Raw genomic sequence first — 19,910 nt, forward strand, 5'->3', positions numbered from 1 at the left:
CCGCAATAAAATGGGTTGGGTCCTATCGCTCCATCAGCCGCGGCATCAGCTCGACGAAGTTGCAGGGGCGATGGCGGCTGTCGAGCTGGCTCGCGAGGATGCCGTCCCACCCGTCCTTCACGGCGCCGGTCGATCCCGGCAGCGCGAAGATATAGGTGCCGCGCGCGACGCAGGCGGTGGCGCGCGACTGTACCGTGGAGGTGCCGATCGACTGATAGCTCAGCCAGCGGAACAGCTCGCCGAAGCCCTCGATCTCCTTGTCGCGCACGCGCGCCAGCGCTTCTGGCGTCACGTCGCGCCCGGTGACGCCGGTGCCGCCGGTGGCGATCACGCAATCGATGCTCTCGTCCTCGATCCAGCCGTGCAGGCGGGAGACGATGCGATCGACGTCGTCGCGCACGATCGCGCGGTCGGCGAGCACATGCCCAGCCGCCTCCAGCCGCGCGACCAGCGTGTCGCCCGAACGGTCGTCCTCCGCCGTCCGCGTGTCCGAAACCGTCAGCACCGCGATCCTTACCGGAAGGAACGCCGCGCCCTCGTCAATTGGCACTGGCGACGCCCGCCACCGAATCGAGCCGCACCGCGGTCGGCCCGCCGATGCCGGGGAAGCGCGGCCACATGCCCTGGACCAGCGCCGCGCGGCTGATCGGCTCCACGCCCGCCTGCTGCTGATACATCCAATAGTTGCGCAGCACCGTGCCGACATAGCCGCGCGTTTCCCAATAGGGGATCGATTCGATGTAGAGCAGCGGATCGCCCTTGTCGCGCGAGGAGAGATTCCAGCGCTCGACCGGGGTCAGCCCGGCGTTGAACGCGGCGATCACCTTGGGCAGCAGCCCGCCGGTTCCGGGGCGGTCGCGCAGCGCCTCCAGATGGCTCTGGCCGATCGCCATGTTGATCGCCGGCAGCCGCAGCGCGGCGCGGTCGATCGCCTTGCCGGTGCGCCGCGAATAATCGATCGCCGCCGCCGGCATGATCTGCATCAAACCATATGCGCCGGCGGGGCTGACGACTTCGGTGCGGAAGCGCGATTCCTGAAGGGCGTGGGCGAACAGCAGCGAACGATCGACCCTAAGGCCACCCTCGGGTGTCCAGTCGGGCGCGGGATAGCGCGCCATTACCGGCGGACGCACCCCGTTCGGGCAGTTGTGCGACAGCCATAATTGCGTCGCGGCGAGGTCGAGCCGCGAAGCGAGGTGGAGCAGCGCGGTATGATCCGCCGCCGCGCCGATCCGCGCCTGGTGGCGCAGCGTCTCGTCCGCCAGCCGCGCCTCGCCGATCTCCGTGAGCGCCGCGGCGATGCGGACGTTGGGCCGGTTCTCGAGGCTTGCCCATTCGGCCGGCGCGAGCGGCATGCGATGCGACGGCGCCGCGTCCATGCCCAGCGCCCCGCGCGCAAGCTGGCCGTAGAAGGTCTCGTCGAACGCCGCCGCGCCGCGCAACTGGCTTTGAACCAGGTCAGGACGGCCGCAGCGCATCGAGGCGCGCGAGGCCCAATAATGCCCGCCGGCGCGCAGCTCGACGTCACCGGCGCGCTGGGCGACCGTCTGGAACGCCTGGCCCGCCGCGGCGCAATCGTTCATCCGCCAAGAGGCCAGACCCTGCGTCCAGTCGGCCTGCGCCGCCCATTCGCCGGCGCCGCGCTGCGCTGACGCGGCCATGCGGCGGGCGTTCCGATCGTCGCCGACCAGATAATAGATCCACGCGACCCGGGCCTGCCACTCGGTGCGCGCCTCTGGGGAGAGCGCGTCGGCATTCTCGGCGAGCAGCGCCTCGGCCTCCTCGGCGCGGTCGTCCTTGATCAGCGGCGCCATCTGCTCGGCAAGCGCGGCGGCGGCTGCGTCCTTGCTCGCGTCGGCGCGGCCGCGCACCGGCGCGCCGCCCGCCCAGATCAGCCGTTGCTCGTCGGGTAGATCGGGCAGATCGGTCGCCCCGCGGATCTTGGCCAGCCGGGCGAGCTGCTCGGCCTGGGGCAGGGTGGGCGCGGCGGACAGGAGTGCCAGCAGCTGCGGCAGCTCGACGCGTGGCGATCCCTTGGCGAGATATAGCTCGGCGCGGGCGAAATGGGCGAGCGCGCTGGTCGGCTCGGCGTCGATCCGCGCGGCGGCGTCGGCCCATTGCTGGCGGTCGATCGCGGAGAAGATCGCGCGGAAGCGGGCGTTTTCGTCGTTGTTGAGCTGGCGCGGAATCCGTGCTTCGGCAGTCTGGCGCGGAGCAGCCTCGGCATGGGCGGCGGTAACGGGCAGGGCGGACATGATCGCCAGGGCAAGCAACACCGAACGCTTCACGACGACAATCCCCCTTTCAGCAGCTGCAGGTCGGCCCAGCTCGCCGCCTTCATTGCCGGCCGGTCCAGCAGGAAGCGCGGATGATGGGTCGCAATCACCCCGAAATTGCCGGGTAAATGGTTAACGGCGCGTAAACTTCCGCGTGCCTCGGCGAGTCCCAGCCCGGTTAGCGCACGGCTCGCCGCATCGCCTAGCGCGAGCACCATGCGGGGCGCGGCGAGCGCGATGTGGTGCAGCGCCAGCTCCGCCAGGCGCGCGCGCGCCTCACTGGATGGCGGCACGATGACGCGGGCGTGCGCCAGCGGCGCCAGATAGGCCGCGCCCAGGTCGCGCCCGATCGCCGCCAGCATTCGTTCGAACAGCCGCGCCTCGGCGGGGGCAAGCAATGCGTCGTCGTCCGGCTGGTCGATCAGCACGAAAAGACCGGAGGCGGCATTGCCTTCGGGCGCGATCAGCCGAGGGGTCCAGGCGCGTTCGGGCATGTCGGGCGCGCTGATCCGCCAGGCGATGAAGGCTTCGAGCGTCGTCGGCAGCGCCGTTTCGGCGGGGCTGGGCTCGGTTGGAACCTCGCGCTGCGGCGTGCGCGCCAGCCAGTTGCGAGGCGTCTCGTCGACCAGCGTGTCGATCCCCGCTTCGGCCCACCAATCGAGCGCGCTCGCGAGCGCATTTCCCCCCTGAAAACCCATGTTTTGCACCAGACTCCCGGTTGACGGCGCCGTCAATGCGCTTCACCACGGCGAGCGATACGGCGTGGTGCTGCCACGACGACCCGAATCCGGTCGATTCCCCAGGCGGCCTCGCGCGAAGGAGAGAATGGATGAGCGAACGCGAGTCGATGCCCTATGACGTGGTGATCGTCGGCGCCGGCCCGGCGGGGCTTTCGGCGGCGATCCGGCTCAAGCAGCTGGCGAACGAGGCGGGCGCGGAACTGGCCGTGTGCGTGCTCGAAAAGGGGTCCGAGGTCGGCGCGCATATCCTGTCGGGCGCGGTGATCGATCCCAAGGCGTTGGACGAGCTGCTGCCTGAATGGCGCGACCAGGGCTGCCCCATGGCCGAGGTGCCGGTCACCGAAAACCATCACTGGGTGCTGACCGCCACCCGGCAGTTCAGCATGCCCGAGTTCCTGACGCCGCCCTTCATGCACAATGAGGGCTGCTACACCGGCAGCCTCGGCAACATGTGCCGCTGGCTGGCCGAGCAGGCGGAGGCGCTTGGCGTGGAGATATTCCCCGGCTTCGCCGCGGCCGAGATCCTGTTCAACGAGGACGGATCGGTGAAGGGCGTCGCCACCGGCGACATGGGCGTGGCGCGCGACGGCACGCACAAGCCGGACTACCAGCCGGGTCTCGAGCTCCACGCCAGATACACCTTCTTCGCAGAGGGCGTGCGCGGACATCTTTCCAAGGAGCTGCAGCGAATCTTCAACCTGCGCGAAGGCGTGCAGCCGCAGGTTTACGGCCTTGGCGTCAAGGAATTATGGGACGTTGCTCCTGACAAGCATGAACCCGGCAAGGTGATCCACACCCAGGGCTGGCCGCTGAGCGAGGGGACCAATGGCGGCGGCTTCCTCTATCATCAGTCCAATGGGCAGGTGGCGCTCGGATTCGTCACCTGGCTCAACTATTGCAATCCGCACACCTCGCCCTTCCAGGAAATGCAGAAGTGGAAGACGCACCCGGCGATCGCGGCGATCCTGGAGGGCGGCAAGCGCGTCTCCTACGGCGCGCGCGCGATCAGTGACGGCGGCTGGCAGTCGGTGCCCAAGCTGACCTTCCCCGGCGGCGCGCTGATCGGCTGCTCGGCGGGCTTCGTCAACGTGCCGCGGATCAAGGGCACCCATACCGCGATGAAGACCGGGATGATGGCGGCGGAAGCCGCTTTCGCCGCGGTCAAGGCGGGCCGTCAGGCCGACGAGCTGGCCGACTACACGACGGCCTACGAAAACAGCTGGGTTTACAAGGAGCTGCGCCAGGTTCGCAACACGCTGCCGCTGGTCGAGAAATATGGCGACGGGCTCGGCACCCTGCTCGCCGGCGTCACCATGTGGGCCGAATATCTGCGCATCCGCATGCCCTTCACGATGAAGCACCATGCCGATCACGAAAGCCTGTGGCGCAAGGACATGGTCGAGCCGCCCGTCTATCCCAAGCCGGACGGCAAGCTGACCTTCGACCGGCTTTCCTCGGTGTTCATCTCCAACACCAATCACGAGGAGGACCAGCCCGTCCATCTCACGCTCAAGGACGCGGACGTGCCGATTGCGCACAACCTGCCGCTTTATGGAGAGCCCGCGCGGCTCTATTGCCCGGCGGGCGTATACGAGGTGGTGGGCGAGGACGAGGGCGATCCGAAGTTCGTTATCAACGCGCAGAATTGCGTGCACTGCAAGACCTGCGACATCAAGGACCCGACCCAGAACATCAACTGGGTCGTGCCCGAAGGCGGTGGAGGACCGAACTATCCGAATATGTAAGGCCCTGATTCTGTCGGCGGCGTTCGCCATGCCCGGCGTGGCGCCGGCGGCGACCGACGGCGACCACAAGGCGATGGCCGCCTATCTGCGCGCCCGCGCCGCCGATGCCGATGGCCGGCCCAGGCTCGCCGCCGCCGGCTATGCCACCGCGCTCGCCGCGCTGCCCGGCGACGAGGTGATCGCAATCCGCGCCTATCGCCAGGCGCTGACGGTCGGCGACATGGCGCTCGCCGACCGGGCGGCCGCCATATTGCGGCGTAGCAATGTCGCGCCCAATGATGCTGAGATACTTCTGCTTTCCTCCGCCATTGCCGCGGACGACCTGCGGGAGGCCGAGGCGGCGATCGATCGCATCGCCAGCGGCAGTCTCGATTTCCTCGCGCCGGTGATGCGCGGCTGGCTCGCGCTGGAAAGGGGTGAGGACAACGCCGCCGCCCTGCTCGATGTCGAGGCGGGCAACCCGATCGGCGCACGCTACGCCCGCTCGCACCGCGCGCTGATCCTCCTCGCGCAAGGAAAGATCGAGGACGGCGTCGCCGCGACGCGCGCCGCGCTCGGCGCCGATGCCGGCAATCTCGACCTCCGCCTCGCCGCCGCGGCGCGCCTCGCCGACAAGGGCCAGCGCCAGACCGCCGAGGCGCTGCTCACCGGCAACGATCCGGTGATGGTCCGCGCCCGCGAACAACTGGGGGACAAGCGCCGCCGCGGCGACGGTGCGACCACCGCCGCCGAGGGGATCGCATTGCTCCTTACGCAGCTTGCCGCCGATATCGGCGCGGAGGGCGGCTCGTTGCTCGGCATCGCGCTGTCGCGAGCGGCGCTCAGGCTCGATCCGGACGAGGCGCGCACGCGGCTGGTGCTGGCGCGCGCGCTGGCCGAGGACACGCCCGAGCTCGCGCTCGCCGAGATCGCCCGGATCGGCGAGGCGAGCCCGCTCGCGCCGCTCGCCGCGGCGCAGGCGGCGATGATCCGCAGCGACATGGGAGACACGGATAGCGCGCTGGCGCTCGCCCACGCCCGTGCGACCGAGCCGGACGCCGCGCCCGCCTTCATCTCGGGCTATGCCGATCTCCTGACCAATGCCGGCCGCCATGCCGAGGCCGCGGCCGAATATGGCCGCGCCGCGGACGCGCTGCGCGCCGAGGGCCGGCCGGTGCCATGGACCCTGCTGCTGCAGCGCGGCGCCGCGCTCGAACAGGCCGATCGCTGGGCGGAGGCCAAGCCGCTGCTCGAAGCGGCGCTCGCGGCCGCGCCCGAGGAGCCCGTGGTCCTCAACTATCTCGGCTATTCGCAGGTCGAACGCGGCGAGAACCTCGCCGCCGCCGAGGCGCTGATCGCCAAGGCGGTGGCGCTGCGTCCCGATGACGGCGCGATCATCGATTCGCTGGGCTGGGCGCAATATATGCAGGGCCGCCACAAGCAGGCGGTCGAGACGCTGGAGCAGGCCGCCAAGGCCGAGCCCGCCGATCCCGAGATCAACGAGCATCTCGGCGACGCCTATTGGGCGGTCGGCCGTCGTTTCGAGGCGCGCTACGCCTGGCGCGCCGCGCGCCTCTACGCCGATGACGAGGCGTCGGCGCGGATCGCCGGCAAGATCAGCAACGGCCTCCAATCCGCCGCGCGCTGAACCGATGTTCGCCGAATTCGCGCCCGCCAAGCTCAACCTGGCGCTGCACGTCCGCGGGCGGCCTGCTGACGGGTATCATGACCTCGAGACGCTGTTCGCCTTCGCCGATATCGGCGACCGGCTCACCGCCGTTCCGGCCGATGCCCTGTCCTTGGCGATCGGTGGCAGGTTCGCCGAGGAACTGAATGCGGAACAAGACAATCTCGTCCTCCGCGCGGCGCGAATGCTGGGCGAGGTCCTAGGCCGCGACCCTACCTTCGCGCTCATCCTCGACAAGGCGCTGCCCGTCGCCTCGGGCATCGGCGGCGGATCGGCCGACGCCGCCGCCACGCTGCGTCTACTCGCGCGCGCGTGGGACGTATCCGCCGATCATCCCGCGCTGATCGATTGCGCCGCGCGGCTCGGCTCGGACGTGCCCGCCTGCCTGCTCTCCCGCGCCGCGATCGGCTTGGGGCGAGGAGAGGCGTTGCGCCCCGTGGACCTAGGTGCGCTCGCGGGCGCGCCGCTCATCCTCGCCAACCCCGGCGTCGCCGTCGCGACCGCGCCGGTGTTCGCAGCGTGGGACGGGATCGACCGCGGCGGCCTGCCCGGGGGCGACGCGGCGGCGATCACCGCCGCCGGCCGCAACGACCTCCAGCCGTCCGCCATCGCGCTGGTCCCGGAGATTGCCGAGCTGCTCGAAGCCATGGCGTCAACCGGCGCGAATGTGGTGCGGATGAGCGGTTCCGGCGCCACCTGCTTCACCATCTACGCCAACGAACAGTCGCGCGATCGCGCGCTGATGCAGCTTCGCGCCGCTTATCCCACCTATTGGATCGAGCCCGCCGGCCTCAGCTGAACAGCCGCGCCTCCAGCAGGGCCATCGGCATCGCGCCGCCCTCCAGCACGCCGGCATGGAACGCTTTCAGGTCGAACCGGTCCCGCCGGGCCTTCTTCATCCGTTCGCGGATCGCCTGGATGCGGATCATGCCCAGCTTGTAGCCCAGCGCCTGGCCCGGCCACGCCATATAACGCTCGATCTCCGACGTGACCGAACTCAGCGGGTTGCCCGTGGCCGCGGCCATATATTCGATGGCGCGCTCGCGGCTCCAGCGCAGCTGGTGCATGCCGGTGTCGACCACCAGCCGCACCGCGCGGAACAGCTCGTCCTGCAGCCGCCCGAGGTCGCCCGCCGGATCGTCCGCATACGCGCCCAGCTCGGCCATCAGCGCCTCCGAATAGAGCGCCCAGCCTTCCTGATAGGCGTTGAAGCTGGCGATGCGCACCAGCACCGGCGCCTCGCCCTGCGCCGCCGCCACGGCGCCCTGCAGGTGATGCCCCGGCACGCCTTCGTGATAGCTGAGCGTCGGCAGCGCGAATTTGGGCACCGCCGCCATGTCGACAAGGTTGATCCAATAGGTGCCCGGCCGCATTCCATCCAATGAGGGGCTGTCGTAATAGCCCCCCGGCGCGCCGTCCTGGCTGGCGACCGGCACGCGCTTCACCACCAGCTTGGCGCGCGGAACCAGCGCGGGCGGCACGATCTCGGGATAGCGCGCCTCGGCCGCGCGCACGATCCTTTCGACATAGGCGAGGCATTCGGCGCGCCCCGCGTCGCTGTCGGCGAACAGCTGCGTCGGGTCCTTGCCCAGCTCGACCATCCGCGCGCCGACCGAGCCCTTGGTCAGCCCGCGCGCCGTGAGCAGCCGGTCCATCTCGGCGGTGATCCGCTTGACCTCGTCGAGCCCGACCTGGTGCACCTCGGCAGCCGACATCGTCGTGTCGCCCAGCGCGCGGACATTGGCGGCGTAGAGCGCCTCGCCGTCGGGCTGCGCCCACACGCCATCCTCGGCGCGCCCGCGCGGAACCATGTCGGCGACCTGCTTGCGCAGACGCGCAAAGGCCGGCCGCGCGCGCCGCTCCAGCGCGGTGCGCGCGCGCTTGAGCGCCGCCGCCCGCACGCGCGGCGAAAGCCCCGCGTCGGTCATCCGCTTGTCGAGCGAGCGCATCAGCGTGTGCTCGCGCGCCGGGCCGGCGAGGAAGCGGTCGATCACCGGCAGCGATTTCTCGAGCAGCACGCGCGGCGGCCGGCATCCCGCGGCCTCATCCGCGCGCAGCTTGGCGATCACCCCGTCGAAGCCGCGCCCGAAATCGTCGAGCCGCGCGATCCAGGCGTCGACCGCGGCGGCGCTGTTCGCCGGCTGCTGGCTGTCGAGCAGGTTGACCGTGTCGATGTGCGGCCCCGCCACCGGCGTGATCAGATAGGGGACATGGCCGGAGAACCAGAAGGGATTGATCCGGCCATAGGACACGCCCGAGGAGCGCACGCCGTTCTCCAGCAGCGCGGAGACGATCGCCGCCTGCCGCGCCAGCACCGGATCGCCGATCCTGACCGCCGCCAGCCGCTGCGCCTCCGCCGCAAGCGCCGAACGCCGCGCCTGCTCGCCGGCGGGCGACCAGTCGTCCATCCTGCGCGAGAGCGGCCCGCCGTCGGTCGATCCGGGCACGCCGTTATAGGTCGCGGTCTCGGGAAACAGCGGCAGCAGCCGGTCGGCCGTCGCATCGAGCGGGGAGGGCGTCCGCTGCTGCGCGGAGAGCCGGGCGAGGGGCAGGGCGGAAAGCGCGACACCGCCCAGCATGGCGGTGCGGCGGGTGAAGGGGGCAGGGAACTGGATCATGGATGAAACTGGTGGCATCCCCGCGCCAAGCCTGCAACAGGGCGGAAGATGATCAGCCTTGCGCAATCCGGCCCCGTCGTGACGCTCACGCTCGACAAGCCCGCGACGCGCAACGCCCTCCGCATCGCCGACTGGCACGCGCTGGCCGACGCCGTGGCGGGGGTGGAGGCGCGTGTCATCATCCTGCGATCGGCGGTTCCCGGCAGCTTCTCGGCCGGCGCCGACATCGCGGAGATGGCGGCGCTCGCGGCCGATCCGGCGGCGCGGCCCGCCTTCCGCCAGGCAATGCGCCGCGCGATCGATGGGCTGGCCAACGCGCCCGCGCCGGTGATCGCATTGATCGAGGGCGGCTGCTTCGGCGCCGCGGTCGCGCTCGCCGCCGCCGCCGATGTCCGCATCGCGGGGCCGGAGGCGCGCTTCGCCATCACCCCCGCCAGGCTCGGCATCGGCTATCCGGCGGCGGATGTCGCCCGCATCGGCGCGTTGATCGGGCCCGGCCAGTTGTCGCGCCTGCTGCTGGGCGCCGCGAGCATCGACGGCGCCGAGGCCGCGCGCATCGGCCTCGCCGAAATGATCGGCGGGGAAGCCGACGCGATGACGCTGGGCGAGGCGATCGCCGCCAACGGCCCGGGCGCCGTCGCGCTGCTCCGCCGGACGATCCGCGGAGAAGCCGGCGACGGCGAATTCGACGCCGCGTTCGACGGCCCCGAATTCGCCGAAGGCCTCGCCGCCTTCCGCGAGAAGCGAAAGCCGCGCTTCACATGACCGTCGAACGCATTGACGGGCATGATCCCGGCCTGCTGATCGTCGTCGATCACGCCTCCGCCCATGTGCCGGAGGATATCGATCTCGGCATCGATCCGGTGCTGCTCGAAAAACACATCGCGATCGATATCGGCACCGCGCCGCTCGCCCGCGCGCTGGCGGCCAGGCTGGACGCGCCCGCGCTGCTCGGCGCCGTATCGCGGCTGGTGATTGATCTCCACCGCGAGCCCGACCATCACGGCCTGATCCCGCACGTCAGCGACGGCCATGTCATCCCCGGCAATGCGTCGGTCGATCCGGCGGATCGCATCGCACGCTTCCACACGCCCTGGCATGACGCCATCGCCGCGCATCGGCCCGAGCTGTTCGTCGCCGTCCACAGCTTCACGCCCGAATTGGAGGAGCGGCCCGGCGCGCGCCCGTGGCTGGTCGGACTACTCTACAATCACGACGACCGCGCCGCGCGCATCGCGCTCGATCTGCTGGGGGCGGCGGGCATCCTCGCCGGCGACAACGAGCCCTATTCGGGCCGCCTGCTCAACTACACGATGAATCGCCATGCCGAAGGGAACGGCATCCCCTATCTGATGTTCGAGGTGCGCAACGACCTGATCCGTGACGAGGCCGGCGCGACGCATTGGGCAGACATTCTCGCCCCGATCGTCGTCGACGTGCGCAACAGACTTGCGCAAACCACCCCTTCCGCGACATGAGACGCGCGCCATGACCCAGACCTTCGACAAATCCCGCCTGCCCAGCCGCCATGTGTCGGTCGGCCCCGAGCGCGCGCCGCATCGCAGCTATTATTACGCGATGGGCCTGACCGAGGAAGAGATCGCCCGCCCGTTCGTCGGCGTCGTCAGCGCCGGCAACGACAGCGCCCCGTGCAACACCACGCTCGATGCGCAGGCCGATGTCGCGCGCAAGGGTGTGGAGGCGGGCGGCGGCATGCCGCGCCGCTTCAACACCATCACCGTTACCGACGGCATCGCCATGGGCCATCAGGGGATGAAATCCTCGCTGATCAGCCGTGAGGTGATCGCCGATTCGATCGAGCTATCGGTCCGCGGCCATTGCTACGATGCGCTGGTCGGCTTCGCCGGCTGCGACAAGTCGCTGCCCGGCATGATGATGGCGATGCTGCGCCTCAACGTGCCCTCGATCTTCGTCTATGGCGGCTCGATCCTGCCCGGCCGCTTCCACGGCCGCGACGTGACGGTGAAGGACGTGTTCGAGGTCGTCGGCCGCTACGCCGCCGGCGCCTGCCCCCTGTCCGAAGTGCACGAGCTTGAGCGGGTCGCCTGCCCCGGCCACGGCGCATGCGGCGGGCAATATACCGCCAACACCATGGCCTGCGTAGGCGAGGCGATCGGCTTGTCCTTGCCCAACAGCAACATGGCGCCTGCGCCTTACACATCGCGCGAACAGATCGCGCACGCCGCGGGCGTGCAGGTGATGGAGCTGCTGGCGAAGAACATCCGTCCGCGCGACATCTGCACGCGCCAGGCGTTCGAGAATGCCGCGCGCATCGTCGCCGCGACCGGCGGCTCGACCAATGGCGGCCTGCACCTGCCCGCGATGGCGAGCGAGGCGGGGATCGCGTTCGACCTGTTCGACGTCGCCGAAATCTTCAAGACCACGCCCTGGCTCGCCGATCTCCAGCCCGGCGGCCAGTATGTCGCGCGCGACATGTACGATGCCGGCGGCGTCTACATGCTGATGAAGACGATGCTCGCCGAAGGGCTGCTCCACGGCGATTGCCTGACGGTGACGGGCAGGACCCTCGCAGAGAATATTGACCAGGTGACCTGGAACCCCGATCAGAAGGTGATCTACGACGCCAGGTCGCCGATCACCCCAACCGGCGGCGTCGTCGGCCTCAAGGGCAGCCTCGCACCCGACGGCGCGATCGTGAAGGTCGCCGGGCTTCATTCGCTCCATTTCTCCGGCCCCGCGCGCTGTTTCGATTGCGAGGAGGACGCCTTCGCCGCGGTCGAGGCGCGCGCGATCCGTGAGGGCGAGGTCGTCGTCATCCGCTACGAAGGCCCCAGGGGCGGCCCCGGCATGCGCGAGATGCTCGCCACCACCGCGGCGCTCTACGGCCTCGGCATGGGCGAATCGGTCGCGCTGATCACCGACGGGCGCTTCTCCGGCGCGACCCGCGGCTTCTGCATCGGCCATGTCGGGCCGGAGGCGGCCGAAGGCGGCCCGATCGCGCTGGTAGAGGATGGCGACATCATCCGCATCGACGCAGAGGCGGGCACGATCGACCTCGACGTTCCGGACGACGTGCTCGCCGCCCGCCGCGCCGCCTGGTCGCCGCGCGTCAACGATTATCAGTCGGGCGCGCTGTGGCGCTATGCGCAGATCGTCGGCCCGGCCTATAAGGGCGCCCTCACGCACCCGGGGGCCAGCGCCGAACGCCATGTCTATGCGGATATCTAGCGGTTTAGCATTGCTTCTCCTCGCCGCTTGCGGAGAGGGCGCCGCCGATCCCAACGCCATCGCGCCGGCAAGCGACGATGCGGGCGAGATCGAGTGCGCGGCCCCCGGCGACGCCGAGTTCGCGCGCGTCTGCACGCTCGACCGGATGCAGTCCGATGAGGGGCTGATTCTCACCGTCCGCCGTCCCGATGGCGGCTTCCACCGTCTGCTCGTCACCACCGACGGCCGCGGCGTGGTATCGGCCGACGGCGCCGAGCCCGCGACGGTCAGCGTCATCGGCGACAACCGGATCGAGGTCGCGGTCGGCGGCGCGCGCTATCGCCTCCCCGCCACGGTCAAGTGATCGAGCGTCCGAAGATCGCACCGCCCGGCCGCGACGATCACAAATACAGCCGCGGCATGGTCGTGGTGGTGCAGGGCGAGATGCCCGGCGCCGCGATGCTCGCCGCGCGCGCCGCGATGCACGGCGGCGCGGGCTATGTCGTGCTGGCGGGCCGTGATCCGCACGGCCCCGGCCCGGACGCGCTGGTCCGCCGCCAGATCGCGGATCTCGATGAGCTGATCGAGGACGATCGTATCGGCGCGCTGCTGATCGGCCCCGGCCTCGGCCGAAACGGCCGCGCCTGGGTCGACGCCGCCGTCGCCAGCGATCTCCCTCTGGTCCTCGACGGCGACGCGCTGACCCTCATCGGCCGCGACCACACCCCGCGCCAGGCCCCCACGATCCTCACCCCGCACAGCGGCGAGTTCGTCCGCATGTTCGACATGGATGGCGACAAGCCGACGCAAACCCTTGCGGCCGCGCGCAAAACCGGCGCGACGATCGTCCACAAGGGCGCCGAAACCGTCATCGCCTCGCCGACCGTCATCGCCACCAACGAGCAAGCCTCGCCCTGGCTCTCCACCGCGGGCACCGGCGACGTCCTCGCCGGCCTCGTCGCCGCGCGTCTGGCGGGGCAGGGGGCCGATCCCTTCGCCGCCGCGTGTCAGGGGGTCTGGCTCCACACGCGCATCGCCGATCTCGCCGGCCCCGCCTTCATCGCCGACGACATCATCCCGCTGATCCCGAGGGCGATCGCCGAATGCCTGACGAACTGATCGTCCGCGTCGCCGCGCGCGGCGACGGCGTGACCGAAAGCGGCCGCCACGCCCCGCTCGCCGCACCCGGCGACGTGCTGGCGGAGGACGGCACGCTCACGCCCGGCCCGCATCACCAGATCCCGCCCTGCCGCCATTTTCCGCGCTGCGGCGGCTGCCAGCTCCAGCATCTCGACGACGCCAGCTATGCGCAATTCATCATCGATCGCATCGCCAATGCGCTGGCCCAGCAGGGCCTGACCGCCGATATCCGTCCGCCGCACCTCTCGCCCCCGCGCACCCGCCGCCGCGCCGGCCTGCAGGCGGAGCGGCGCGGGCGCGACGTCATCCTCGGCTTCAGCGAGGCGGGCAGCAACGCGCTGGTCGATGTCCGTCAATGCGAGATTCTCCTGCCCGAGCTGTTCGCGCTGCTCGCCCCATTGCGCACGCTGCTGACGGGCCTGCTCGCTCCGCGTCGCCGCGCGGGCGTCGCGCTGACGATGGCCGACCGGGGCGTCGATCTCGCGCTTTCCGGCATCGAAGCCGACAGCCTCGCCGCCGCCGAGGCGCTGACCGCCTTCGCCCAGGCCCACAATCTCGCCCGCCTGTCGATCGATGACGGTTACGGCGCGCAAGTCCGCTGGGAGCCGCGACCCGCCACGATCACGCTCGGCGGCGTCGCGGTGCCGCTGCCGATCGACGCCTTCCTCCAGGCGACCGCCGACGGCGAAGGGTCGCTGGTCGCCGCCGTGCGCGAGGCGACCGCCGGCGCCGCCACCACCGCCGACCTTTTCGCCGGGCTCGGGACCTTCGCGCTGTCGCTGCCCGGCAAGGTCTACGCTGCCGAGGCCTCGCGCGACGCCACGCTCGCGCTCAAGGGCACCGGCCGCGTGCTGGTCGAGCACCGCGACCTCTATCGCCGCCCGCTCACCGCCGCCGAGGCGAGCCGCTTCGCCGCGATCGCGCTCGACCCCCCGCGCGCGGGCGCGGAGACGCAGGCGCGCGAACTGGCCGCCTCGACCGCGCCGGTCATCGCCTATGTCTCCTGCAATCCCAACAGCTTCGCCCGCGATGCGCGGATCATGACCGAAGGCGGCTACCGCCTCGACTGGATCCAGCCCGTCGGCCAGTTCCGCTGGTCCACCCACGTCGAACTGGCCGCGCGCTTCGGCCGGAACTGATCGGCACGGAAGTGAAAAAGGTGGTTCACGCGAAGGCGCGAAGGCGCGAAGAAGAAGGGGTTCACGCAGAGACGCGGAGACGCGGAGGAAGAAGAGGATCGCCGCGAAGCGGCCTCAAGCTCCTCGCCGCAAAAGAAATGTTACCAGCTTCGCGGGAGATACCCGCGAAAACGACATCTCCGCGTCTCCGCGCCTCCGCGCGAAAAAACCTTCTTCTTCCTTCTTCGCGCCTTAGCGCCTTCGCGTGAACCAGCCCTTCAATAATCGGCCCGAACGAAGAACAACCCGTCAGGCGGCGCATTCAGCCCCAGCGCGGCACGATCCCGCGCCTCCAGCGCGCCGCGCAGATCATCGGCCGACCATTTCCCCTGGCCCACCAGCGCCAGGCACCCGACCATCGACCGCACCTGATGGTGCAGGAACGACCGCGCCGATGCGCGCACCGTCACCCGTTCGCCGTCACGCGCGACGTCCAGGCGGTCGAGCGTCTTGACCGGGCTCTCCGATTGGCAATGGGCCGAACGGAAGGTGGTGAAATCGTGCCGCCCGACCAGGCGTTGCGCCGCTGCATGCATCGCCTCCGCGTCGAGCGGCGCGGCGATCCGCCACGCCAGCCCTTTCTCATGGGTCAGCGGTGCGCGGCGATTGATGATGCGATATACATAATGCCGTCCAAGGCACGAAAACCGCGCATGAAAATCGTCCGGCGCCTCTTCGCAGGCCAGCACCGCGACCGGATCGGGCCGAAGCAGCGCGTTGAGCGCCTCCATCAGCCGGAACGGCGTGATCGCTCGCTCCACATCCAGATGCGCGGTCATCGCCAGCCCGTGGACGCCCGCATCGGTCCGTCCCGCCGCGTGCAGCGTCACCGTCTCGCCGGTCGCCGCCTTTGCCGCGCGCTCGATCGCCTCCTGCACGCTCGGCCCGTGCGCCTGCCGCTGCCAGCCCATGAATGGGCGGCCGTCGAACTCCACCGTCAGGCGAAACCGCGTCACGAGAGCCGCGTGCCCACCGGAATCGGCAAGCCCCGCAGCAGCTCCGCCACGGTCATCGCCCGCTTGCCCTGCCGCTGCACCACCAACGGCCGCAGCGCGCCGGAACCGCAGGCGATGGTCAGCGCGTCGTCGATCACGGTGCCGGACCCGACATCGTCGCCCCGGCGAAGGCCGGGGCCGCCGGCCGTACCTTCCACGACCTCGGCATCCAGCACCCGGAACCGCTCGCCGGCAAACTCGAAGAACGCCCCCGGCGCTGGATTGAATGCGCGCACCTGCCGCTCGACCGCCTCGGCGCCGGCCGCAAAATCCAGCCGCGCCTCGGCCTTGTCCACCTTGGCGGCATAGGTCACGCCCGCCTCGGGCTGCGCCACCGGCGGGTATCCCTCGATGTCGTCCAGCACCTCGACCATCAGCGCCGCGCCCAGCGCCGCCAGCTCGGCGGAAAGCTCGCCGGCCGATTTGCGTTCGATCGCCACATGCCGCTCGGCGCGTACCGGCCCGGTGTCGAGCCCCGCCTCCATCTGCATGATCGCGACGCCCGTCGCCTCGTCCCCCGCCAGGATCGCCCGCTGCACCGGCGCCGCGCCGCGCCAGCGCGGCAGGATCGATCCGTGGATGTTGAGGCAGCCGTGCTTGGGCGCATCGAGCACCGCCCGCGGCACGATCAACCCATAGGCCGCGACCACCGCGACATCGGCGTCATGCCCGGCGAACGCCGCCTGCGCCCCGGCATCCTTCAGCGAAACCGGCGTCAGCACCGGCAGCCCCAGCGCCTCGGCGCGCGCCTGGACGGGGGAGGGGGTCACCGCCTTTCCGCGTCCGCTCCGGCGCGGCGGCTGCGAATAGATCGCTACGATCTCGTGCCCCGCCGCCGCCAGCGCGCCCAGCGCCGGCACCGCGAAATCGGGGGTTCCCATGAAGACGATGCGCATGACCCTCCTTCACCGCTTGGCAAGCGCCCGCGCAACCCCCTATCTGTTCCACATGGCCTCTCCCGAGATCGATGCGCTGACGCAGGCGCTGGCGAAGCTGCCCGGCCTCGGTCCGCGTTCGGCCCGCCGCGCGGTGCTGCACCTGATCAAGAAGCGCGAAGCCGCGCTGGTGCCGTTGCTCGCCGCGCTGGAGCGGGTCGGGCGAAATCTCGCCACCTGCTCGACTTGCGGCAATGTCGACACGACCGACCCATGCGGCATCTGCGCCGATCCCCGCCGCGATGCCCGCGCCTTGTGCGTGGTGGAGGAGGTGGCGGACCTTTGGGCGCTCGACAGGTCACGCCTGTTTCCCGGCCGTTTCCATGTGCTTGGCGGGCGTCTTTCGGCGCTGGAGGGAATCCGACCCGAGGATCTGTCGATCGACGCCCTCGTCCGCCGGCTGGAGGAAGGCGGCATCGACGAAGTCGTCCTCGCGATGAACGCGACGCTGGAGGGCCAGACCACCGCCCATTACATCGCCGAACGGATCGAGGGGCTCCCCGTCCGCGTCACCCAGCTCGCCCACGGCCTGCCGGTCGGCGGAGAGCTCGATTACCTGGACGAAGGCACGCTCGCCCAGGCGCTCCGGGCAAGGCGCCCGGTGGCCTGAACTTGGTTCGCGCGGAGATGCAGAGGAAGAGAGGATCGCCGCAAACCGAATGCTACCGCTTCGCGGGAGATCCGCGAACCACCTTCTCTCTCCCCTTTAGGGGAGAGATACGAAGCCTTGCGAGCTTGCTCGCTAGGCGAAGTTGAGAGGGGCCCCACCCCAAGCACGGAAAAGAATGTTCACGCAAAGCCGCGAAGGCGCGAAGGAAGAGGGGTTCACGCAGAGACGCGGAGACGCGGAGAGAAGCGAACTGCCGCGAAGCGGCCTCAACTCCTCGCGCAAACCAAATGCAACCCGCTTCGCGGGAGATATCCGCGAAAACGACATCTCCGCGTCTCCGCGCCTCCGCGTGAAAAACCTTCTTCTTCCTTCTTCGCGCCTTAGCGCCTTCGCGTGAACCACCTTCTTCTTCGTACGTTCGCGAGGCCGTCGATCACCCTGATCGCCCCGCTCCGCTTGACCGGAACAGACCCAAAACTTATCTTTGCGCCATGGCTATCCGTCCGATCATCGAAGTGCCCGATCCGCGCCTGCGCATCGTCTCCAAGCCGCATGAAGGCGGGATCGACGATGATCTGCGCACGCTGATCGCCGACATGTTCGAAACCATGTACGCTGCCCCCGGCATCGGCCTCGCCGCGATCCAGATCGGCGTGCCGAAGCGCGTGCTGGTGATCGACCTGCAGGAGGAGGTGGACGAGGAGGGCAAGCCCGTCCGCGATCCCAGGGTGTTCATCAATCCCGAGATCCTCGAGCCGGCCGATCATTACAACACCTATACCGAGGGCTGCCTGTCGGTCCCCGATCAGTATGCCGACGTCGATCGCCCCGCCACCTGCCGCGCGCGCTGGATGGACGAGCATGGCGTGCTGCATGACGAGCGGATCGAGGGCATGCTCGCCACCTGCCTTCAGCACGAGATGGATCACCTCGAAGGCATCGTCTTCATCGACCATCTCTCGCGCCTCAAGCGCGACATGATCCTGAAGAAGCTCGCCAAGCAGCGCAAGGCCGCAGCCTGACGGCGCGATCACTACCTCCTGCTCCGTCATGCCGGACCCTTCGACAGGCTCAGGACAGGCTTGTTCCGGCATCCATCGTGCCCCGAGCGCGGACCGCGCTGGCGGAGAGATGGACGCGGAGCAGGCCCGTCCTGAGCCTGTCGAAGGCTCCGGAATGACGGGCGGCCATAGCGGCGAATAGCGTTCCCGTTTTGGTCTGTCCTACAAGAAGATAATATGCCAAGCTGATGGCATGAGCACAGTCATGCCCACCGCCGACCGCGCTGCCGAAAAACCGCGCCGGACACTGAAGACGCTGAACTTCGTGTCCGCATTTCCCATGGAAATGGCGGATTTTCGCCATTTCCATATACAACCGAATCGTTGAACATGGACGGCGCCCTTATCCTCGTCGCGATCGTGGCGCTGATCATCGGCGCAGGCGTCGGCTGGCTCGTCGGCAGCCGCCCGCTCGCCCGGCTCGCCGCCGACCGGGATCATCATCTCGCGCGGTTCAAGGAGGCGATCGTCAATGTGGAGGCCACCGTGCGCGAACGCGATGCCGCGCGCGACGCATTGGCGCGCCTTGAAGCCGCGCGCGAAGAACGCGACAGATCCTTCGCCGCGCAGATGGAGGAGCTGAAGGCCGCGCGCGAGCAGCTATCCGCCCAGTTCAGCGAGATCGGCGGCAAATTGCTCGGCGAGGCGCAGAAGGCCTTCCTCGAACGCGCCGATGCGCGCTTCAACCAGGCGGGCGAGGCGAACAGCGCGCGGATGAGGGCGCTGCTCCAGCCCGTCGAGGCCACGCTCAAGCGCTATGAGGAAGGCCTCACCCGCGTCGAGAAGGAACGCAACGACAGCTATGGCGCGCTGCGCGAGGCGGTCGAGCATGTGAAGGCCGGGCTGGGCGAGACGCGCAGCGAGACCGCCAAGCTGGTCAACGCGCTCCGCGCCGCGCCCAAGACGCGCGGCCGCTGGGGCGAGCAGCAGTTCCGCAACCTGATCGAGATCGCCGGGCTTTCCGGCCATGTCGATTTCGCCGCCGAGGTCTCGGTCGCGACCGAGGAGGGCCAGCTCCGCCCCGATTTTGTCATCCGCCTGCCGGGCGACCAGCAGCTCATCGTCGACGTCAAATGCGCGCTCGAAGGCTATCTGGCGGCCGCGGAGGCGACCAGCGCGGAGGATCGCCAGACGGCGATGGCGGCGCACGCCCGCGCGGTGCGCACCCATGCCGAAGCGCTCGGCCGCAAGGCCTATTGGGCGCAGTTCGAGAAAGCCCCCGATTTCGTCATCATGTACATACCCGGCGACAATTTCCTCTCGGGCGCGCTCGAACACGATATGGAGCTGTGGGAGCGCGCCGCGCGCAACCGCGTCATCATCGCCGGCCCCTCCGCCTTCCTCCCGCTCGCTCGGACGGTGGCCGGCATGTGGCGCCAGCAGAAGCTCGCCGAGGATGCGCGCGAGGTGGGGAAGCTCGGCAAGGAGATGTACGAGCGCCTCGCGACCGCCGCGACTCACCTCAAGCGCGTCGGCGGCGGCCTCAACTCGGCGGTCGACAACTACAACAAGTTCCTGGCCAGCTTCGAAGGCCGCGTCATGGTCAGCGCCCGCCGCTTCCAGGCGCTGAATGTCGACACCGGCAACGCCCAGCTCGAACAGGTCGACCCCGTGGACGCGGTGGCCCGGGCGCCCGCCCTCGAAATGCTGCCGTCGCCCGAAAACGAACAAGAAGCGGCGGAATAAGATCCTCCCCCAGCTCGTCTGGGGGAGGGGGACCACGCGCAGCGTGGTGGAGGGGGCGCGGCAAAGCCGCG

19 protein-coding genes are annotated in these 19,910 nt (G+C 69.7%); 13 read left to right on the forward strand and 6 right to left on the reverse strand.

Going from position 1 to position 19,910, the window contains the following annotated elements; all coding sequences use genetic code 11:
- Positions 1–22 precede the first annotated feature (22 nt).
- From moaB to D1610_RS11885, 3 genes are read right to left on the reverse strand one after another with little or no spacing between them, the layout of a single operon-like run.
- Positions 23–550, reverse strand: a complete 528-nt coding sequence (gene moaB, locus D1610_RS11875) for a molybdenum cofactor biosynthesis protein B (RefSeq protein WP_118864402.1) — start codon at positions 548–550, stop codon at positions 23–25.
- Positions 540–2,288 (reverse strand): lytic transglycosylase domain-containing protein, encoded by a 1,749-nt coding sequence (locus tag D1610_RS11880; RefSeq protein WP_245942187.1) that lies wholly within the window; start codon positions 2,286–2,288, stop codon positions 540–542. The genes moaB and D1610_RS11880 overlap by 11 nt, the downstream gene beginning before the upstream one ends.
- The gene (locus D1610_RS11885; RefSeq protein ID WP_118864403.1) at positions 2,285–2,974 is read right to left on the reverse strand and encodes a uracil-DNA glycosylase family protein; all 690 of its coding nucleotides are present in this window, start codon (positions 2,972–2,974) and stop codon (positions 2,285–2,287) included. The genes D1610_RS11880 and D1610_RS11885 overlap by 4 nt, the downstream gene beginning before the upstream one ends.
- Positions 2,975–3,105: 131 nt before the next feature.
- Between D1610_RS11885 and D1610_RS11890 the strand changes: the two genes are divergently transcribed.
- Genes D1610_RS11890 through D1610_RS11900 form a run of 3 tightly spaced genes read left to right on the forward strand, consistent with a single transcriptional unit; the run spans position 3,106 to position 7,226 of the window.
- Positions 3,106–4,761: an electron transfer flavoprotein-ubiquinone oxidoreductase gene (locus D1610_RS11890; RefSeq protein WP_118864404.1), complete on the forward strand. Its 1,656-nt coding sequence runs from the start codon at positions 3,106–3,108 to the stop codon at positions 4,759–4,761.
- 28 nt (positions 4,762–4,789) lie between these two features.
- The gene (locus D1610_RS11895; RefSeq protein WP_118864405.1) at positions 4,790–6,388 is read left to right on the forward strand and encodes a tetratricopeptide repeat protein; all 1,599 of its coding nucleotides are present in this window, start codon (positions 4,790–4,792) and stop codon (positions 6,386–6,388) included.
- Between the two features lie 4 nt (positions 6,389–6,392).
- The gene (locus D1610_RS11900) at positions 6,393–7,226 is read left to right on the forward strand and encodes a 4-(cytidine 5'-diphospho)-2-C-methyl-D-erythritol kinase (protein WP_118864406.1); all 834 of its coding nucleotides are present in this window, start codon (positions 6,393–6,395) and stop codon (positions 7,224–7,226) included.
- Here D1610_RS11900 and D1610_RS11905 read toward each other — a convergent pair.
- Complete coding sequence (locus tag D1610_RS11905) at positions 7,219–9,045, reverse strand: DUF885 domain-containing protein (protein ID WP_118864407.1); 1,827 nt, start codon at positions 9,043–9,045, stop codon at positions 7,219–7,221. The genes D1610_RS11900 and D1610_RS11905 overlap by 8 nt on opposite strands.
- A 48-nt stretch (positions 9,046–9,093) precedes the next feature.
- On the opposite strand from D1610_RS11905, the gene D1610_RS11910 reads away from it, so the two are divergent.
- From D1610_RS11910 to D1610_RS11935, 6 genes are read left to right on the forward strand one after another with little or no spacing between them, the layout of a single operon-like run.
- Positions 9,094–9,810 carry an enoyl-CoA hydratase/isomerase family protein gene (locus tag D1610_RS11910; RefSeq protein ID WP_118864408.1) on the forward strand — a complete coding sequence of 239 codons (717 nt, stop codon included), beginning with the start codon at positions 9,094–9,096 and terminating at the stop codon, positions 9,808–9,810.
- The gene (locus tag D1610_RS11915; RefSeq protein ID WP_118864409.1) at positions 9,807–10,523 is read left to right on the forward strand and encodes an N-formylglutamate amidohydrolase; all 717 of its coding nucleotides are present in this window, start codon (positions 9,807–9,809) and stop codon (positions 10,521–10,523) included. The genes D1610_RS11910 and D1610_RS11915 overlap by 4 nt, the downstream gene beginning before the upstream one ends.
- 10 nt (positions 10,524–10,533) lie before the next feature.
- The gene (gene ilvD / locus D1610_RS11920; RefSeq protein WP_118864410.1) at positions 10,534–12,255 is read left to right on the forward strand and encodes a dihydroxy-acid dehydratase; all 1,722 of its coding nucleotides are present in this window, start codon (positions 10,534–10,536) and stop codon (positions 12,253–12,255) included.
- Positions 12,236–12,598 (forward strand): hypothetical protein, encoded by a 363-nt coding sequence (locus D1610_RS11925; RefSeq protein WP_425453219.1) that lies wholly within the window; start codon positions 12,236–12,238, stop codon positions 12,596–12,598. Before ilvD ends, D1610_RS11925 begins: the two co-directional genes overlap by 20 nt.
- Positions 12,595–13,353: an NAD(P)H-hydrate dehydratase gene (locus D1610_RS11930; RefSeq protein ID WP_245942190.1), complete on the forward strand. Its 759-nt coding sequence runs from the start codon at positions 12,595–12,597 to the stop codon at positions 13,351–13,353. Before D1610_RS11925 ends, D1610_RS11930 begins: the two co-directional genes overlap by 4 nt.
- Complete coding sequence (locus D1610_RS11935) at positions 13,338–14,513, forward strand: class I SAM-dependent RNA methyltransferase (protein WP_118864412.1); 1,176 nt, start codon at positions 13,338–13,340, stop codon at positions 14,511–14,513. Before D1610_RS11930 ends, D1610_RS11935 begins: the two co-directional genes overlap by 16 nt.
- 257 nt (positions 14,514–14,770) lie before the next feature.
- Here the strand turns inward: D1610_RS11935 and truA are convergent, their stop codons facing one another.
- A complete protein-coding gene (gene truA / locus D1610_RS11940) occupies positions 14,771–15,508 on the reverse strand; it encodes a tRNA pseudouridine(38-40) synthase TruA (RefSeq protein ID WP_118864413.1) in 738 nt (245 codons plus the stop codon).
- Positions 15,505–16,443, reverse strand: coding sequence for a methionyl-tRNA formyltransferase (gene fmt / locus D1610_RS11945; protein WP_118864414.1), 939 nt, complete (start codon positions 16,441–16,443; stop codon positions 15,505–15,507). The genes truA and fmt overlap by 4 nt, the downstream gene beginning before the upstream one ends.
- Positions 16,444–16,495: 52 nt before the next feature.
- Here fmt and recR point away from each other — a divergent pair, with 52 nt between their 5' ends.
- From recR to D1610_RS11960, 4 genes are all read left to right on the forward strand, one after another.
- Positions 16,496–17,092, forward strand: a complete 597-nt coding sequence (recR, locus tag D1610_RS11950; RefSeq protein WP_118864489.1) for a recombination mediator RecR — start codon at positions 16,496–16,498, stop codon at positions 17,090–17,092.
- Between the two features lie 491 nt (positions 17,093–17,583).
- Positions 17,584–18,114, forward strand: a complete 531-nt coding sequence (def, locus tag D1610_RS11955; protein WP_118864415.1) for a peptide deformylase — start codon at positions 17,584–17,586, stop codon at positions 18,112–18,114.
- A 244-nt stretch (positions 18,115–18,358) separates the two neighbouring features.
- On the forward strand, positions 18,359–18,481 hold the full coding sequence (locus tag D1610_RS17530; RefSeq protein WP_281268978.1) for a hypothetical protein: 123 nt from the start codon (positions 18,359–18,361) through the stop codon (positions 18,479–18,481).
- Positions 18,482–18,483: 2 nt separating this feature from the next.
- Entirely contained in the window at positions 18,484–19,839 is a 1,356-nt protein-coding gene (locus tag D1610_RS11960; protein ID WP_118864416.1) for a DNA recombination protein RmuC, read from the forward strand.
- Positions 19,840–19,910 lie beyond the last annotated feature (71 nt).

Origin of the sequence: Sphingomonas gilva, from assembly GCF_003515075.1 — a bacterium.
GTDB lineage: Bacteria > Pseudomonadota > Alphaproteobacteria > Sphingomonadales > Sphingomonadaceae > Sphingomonas > Sphingomonas gilva.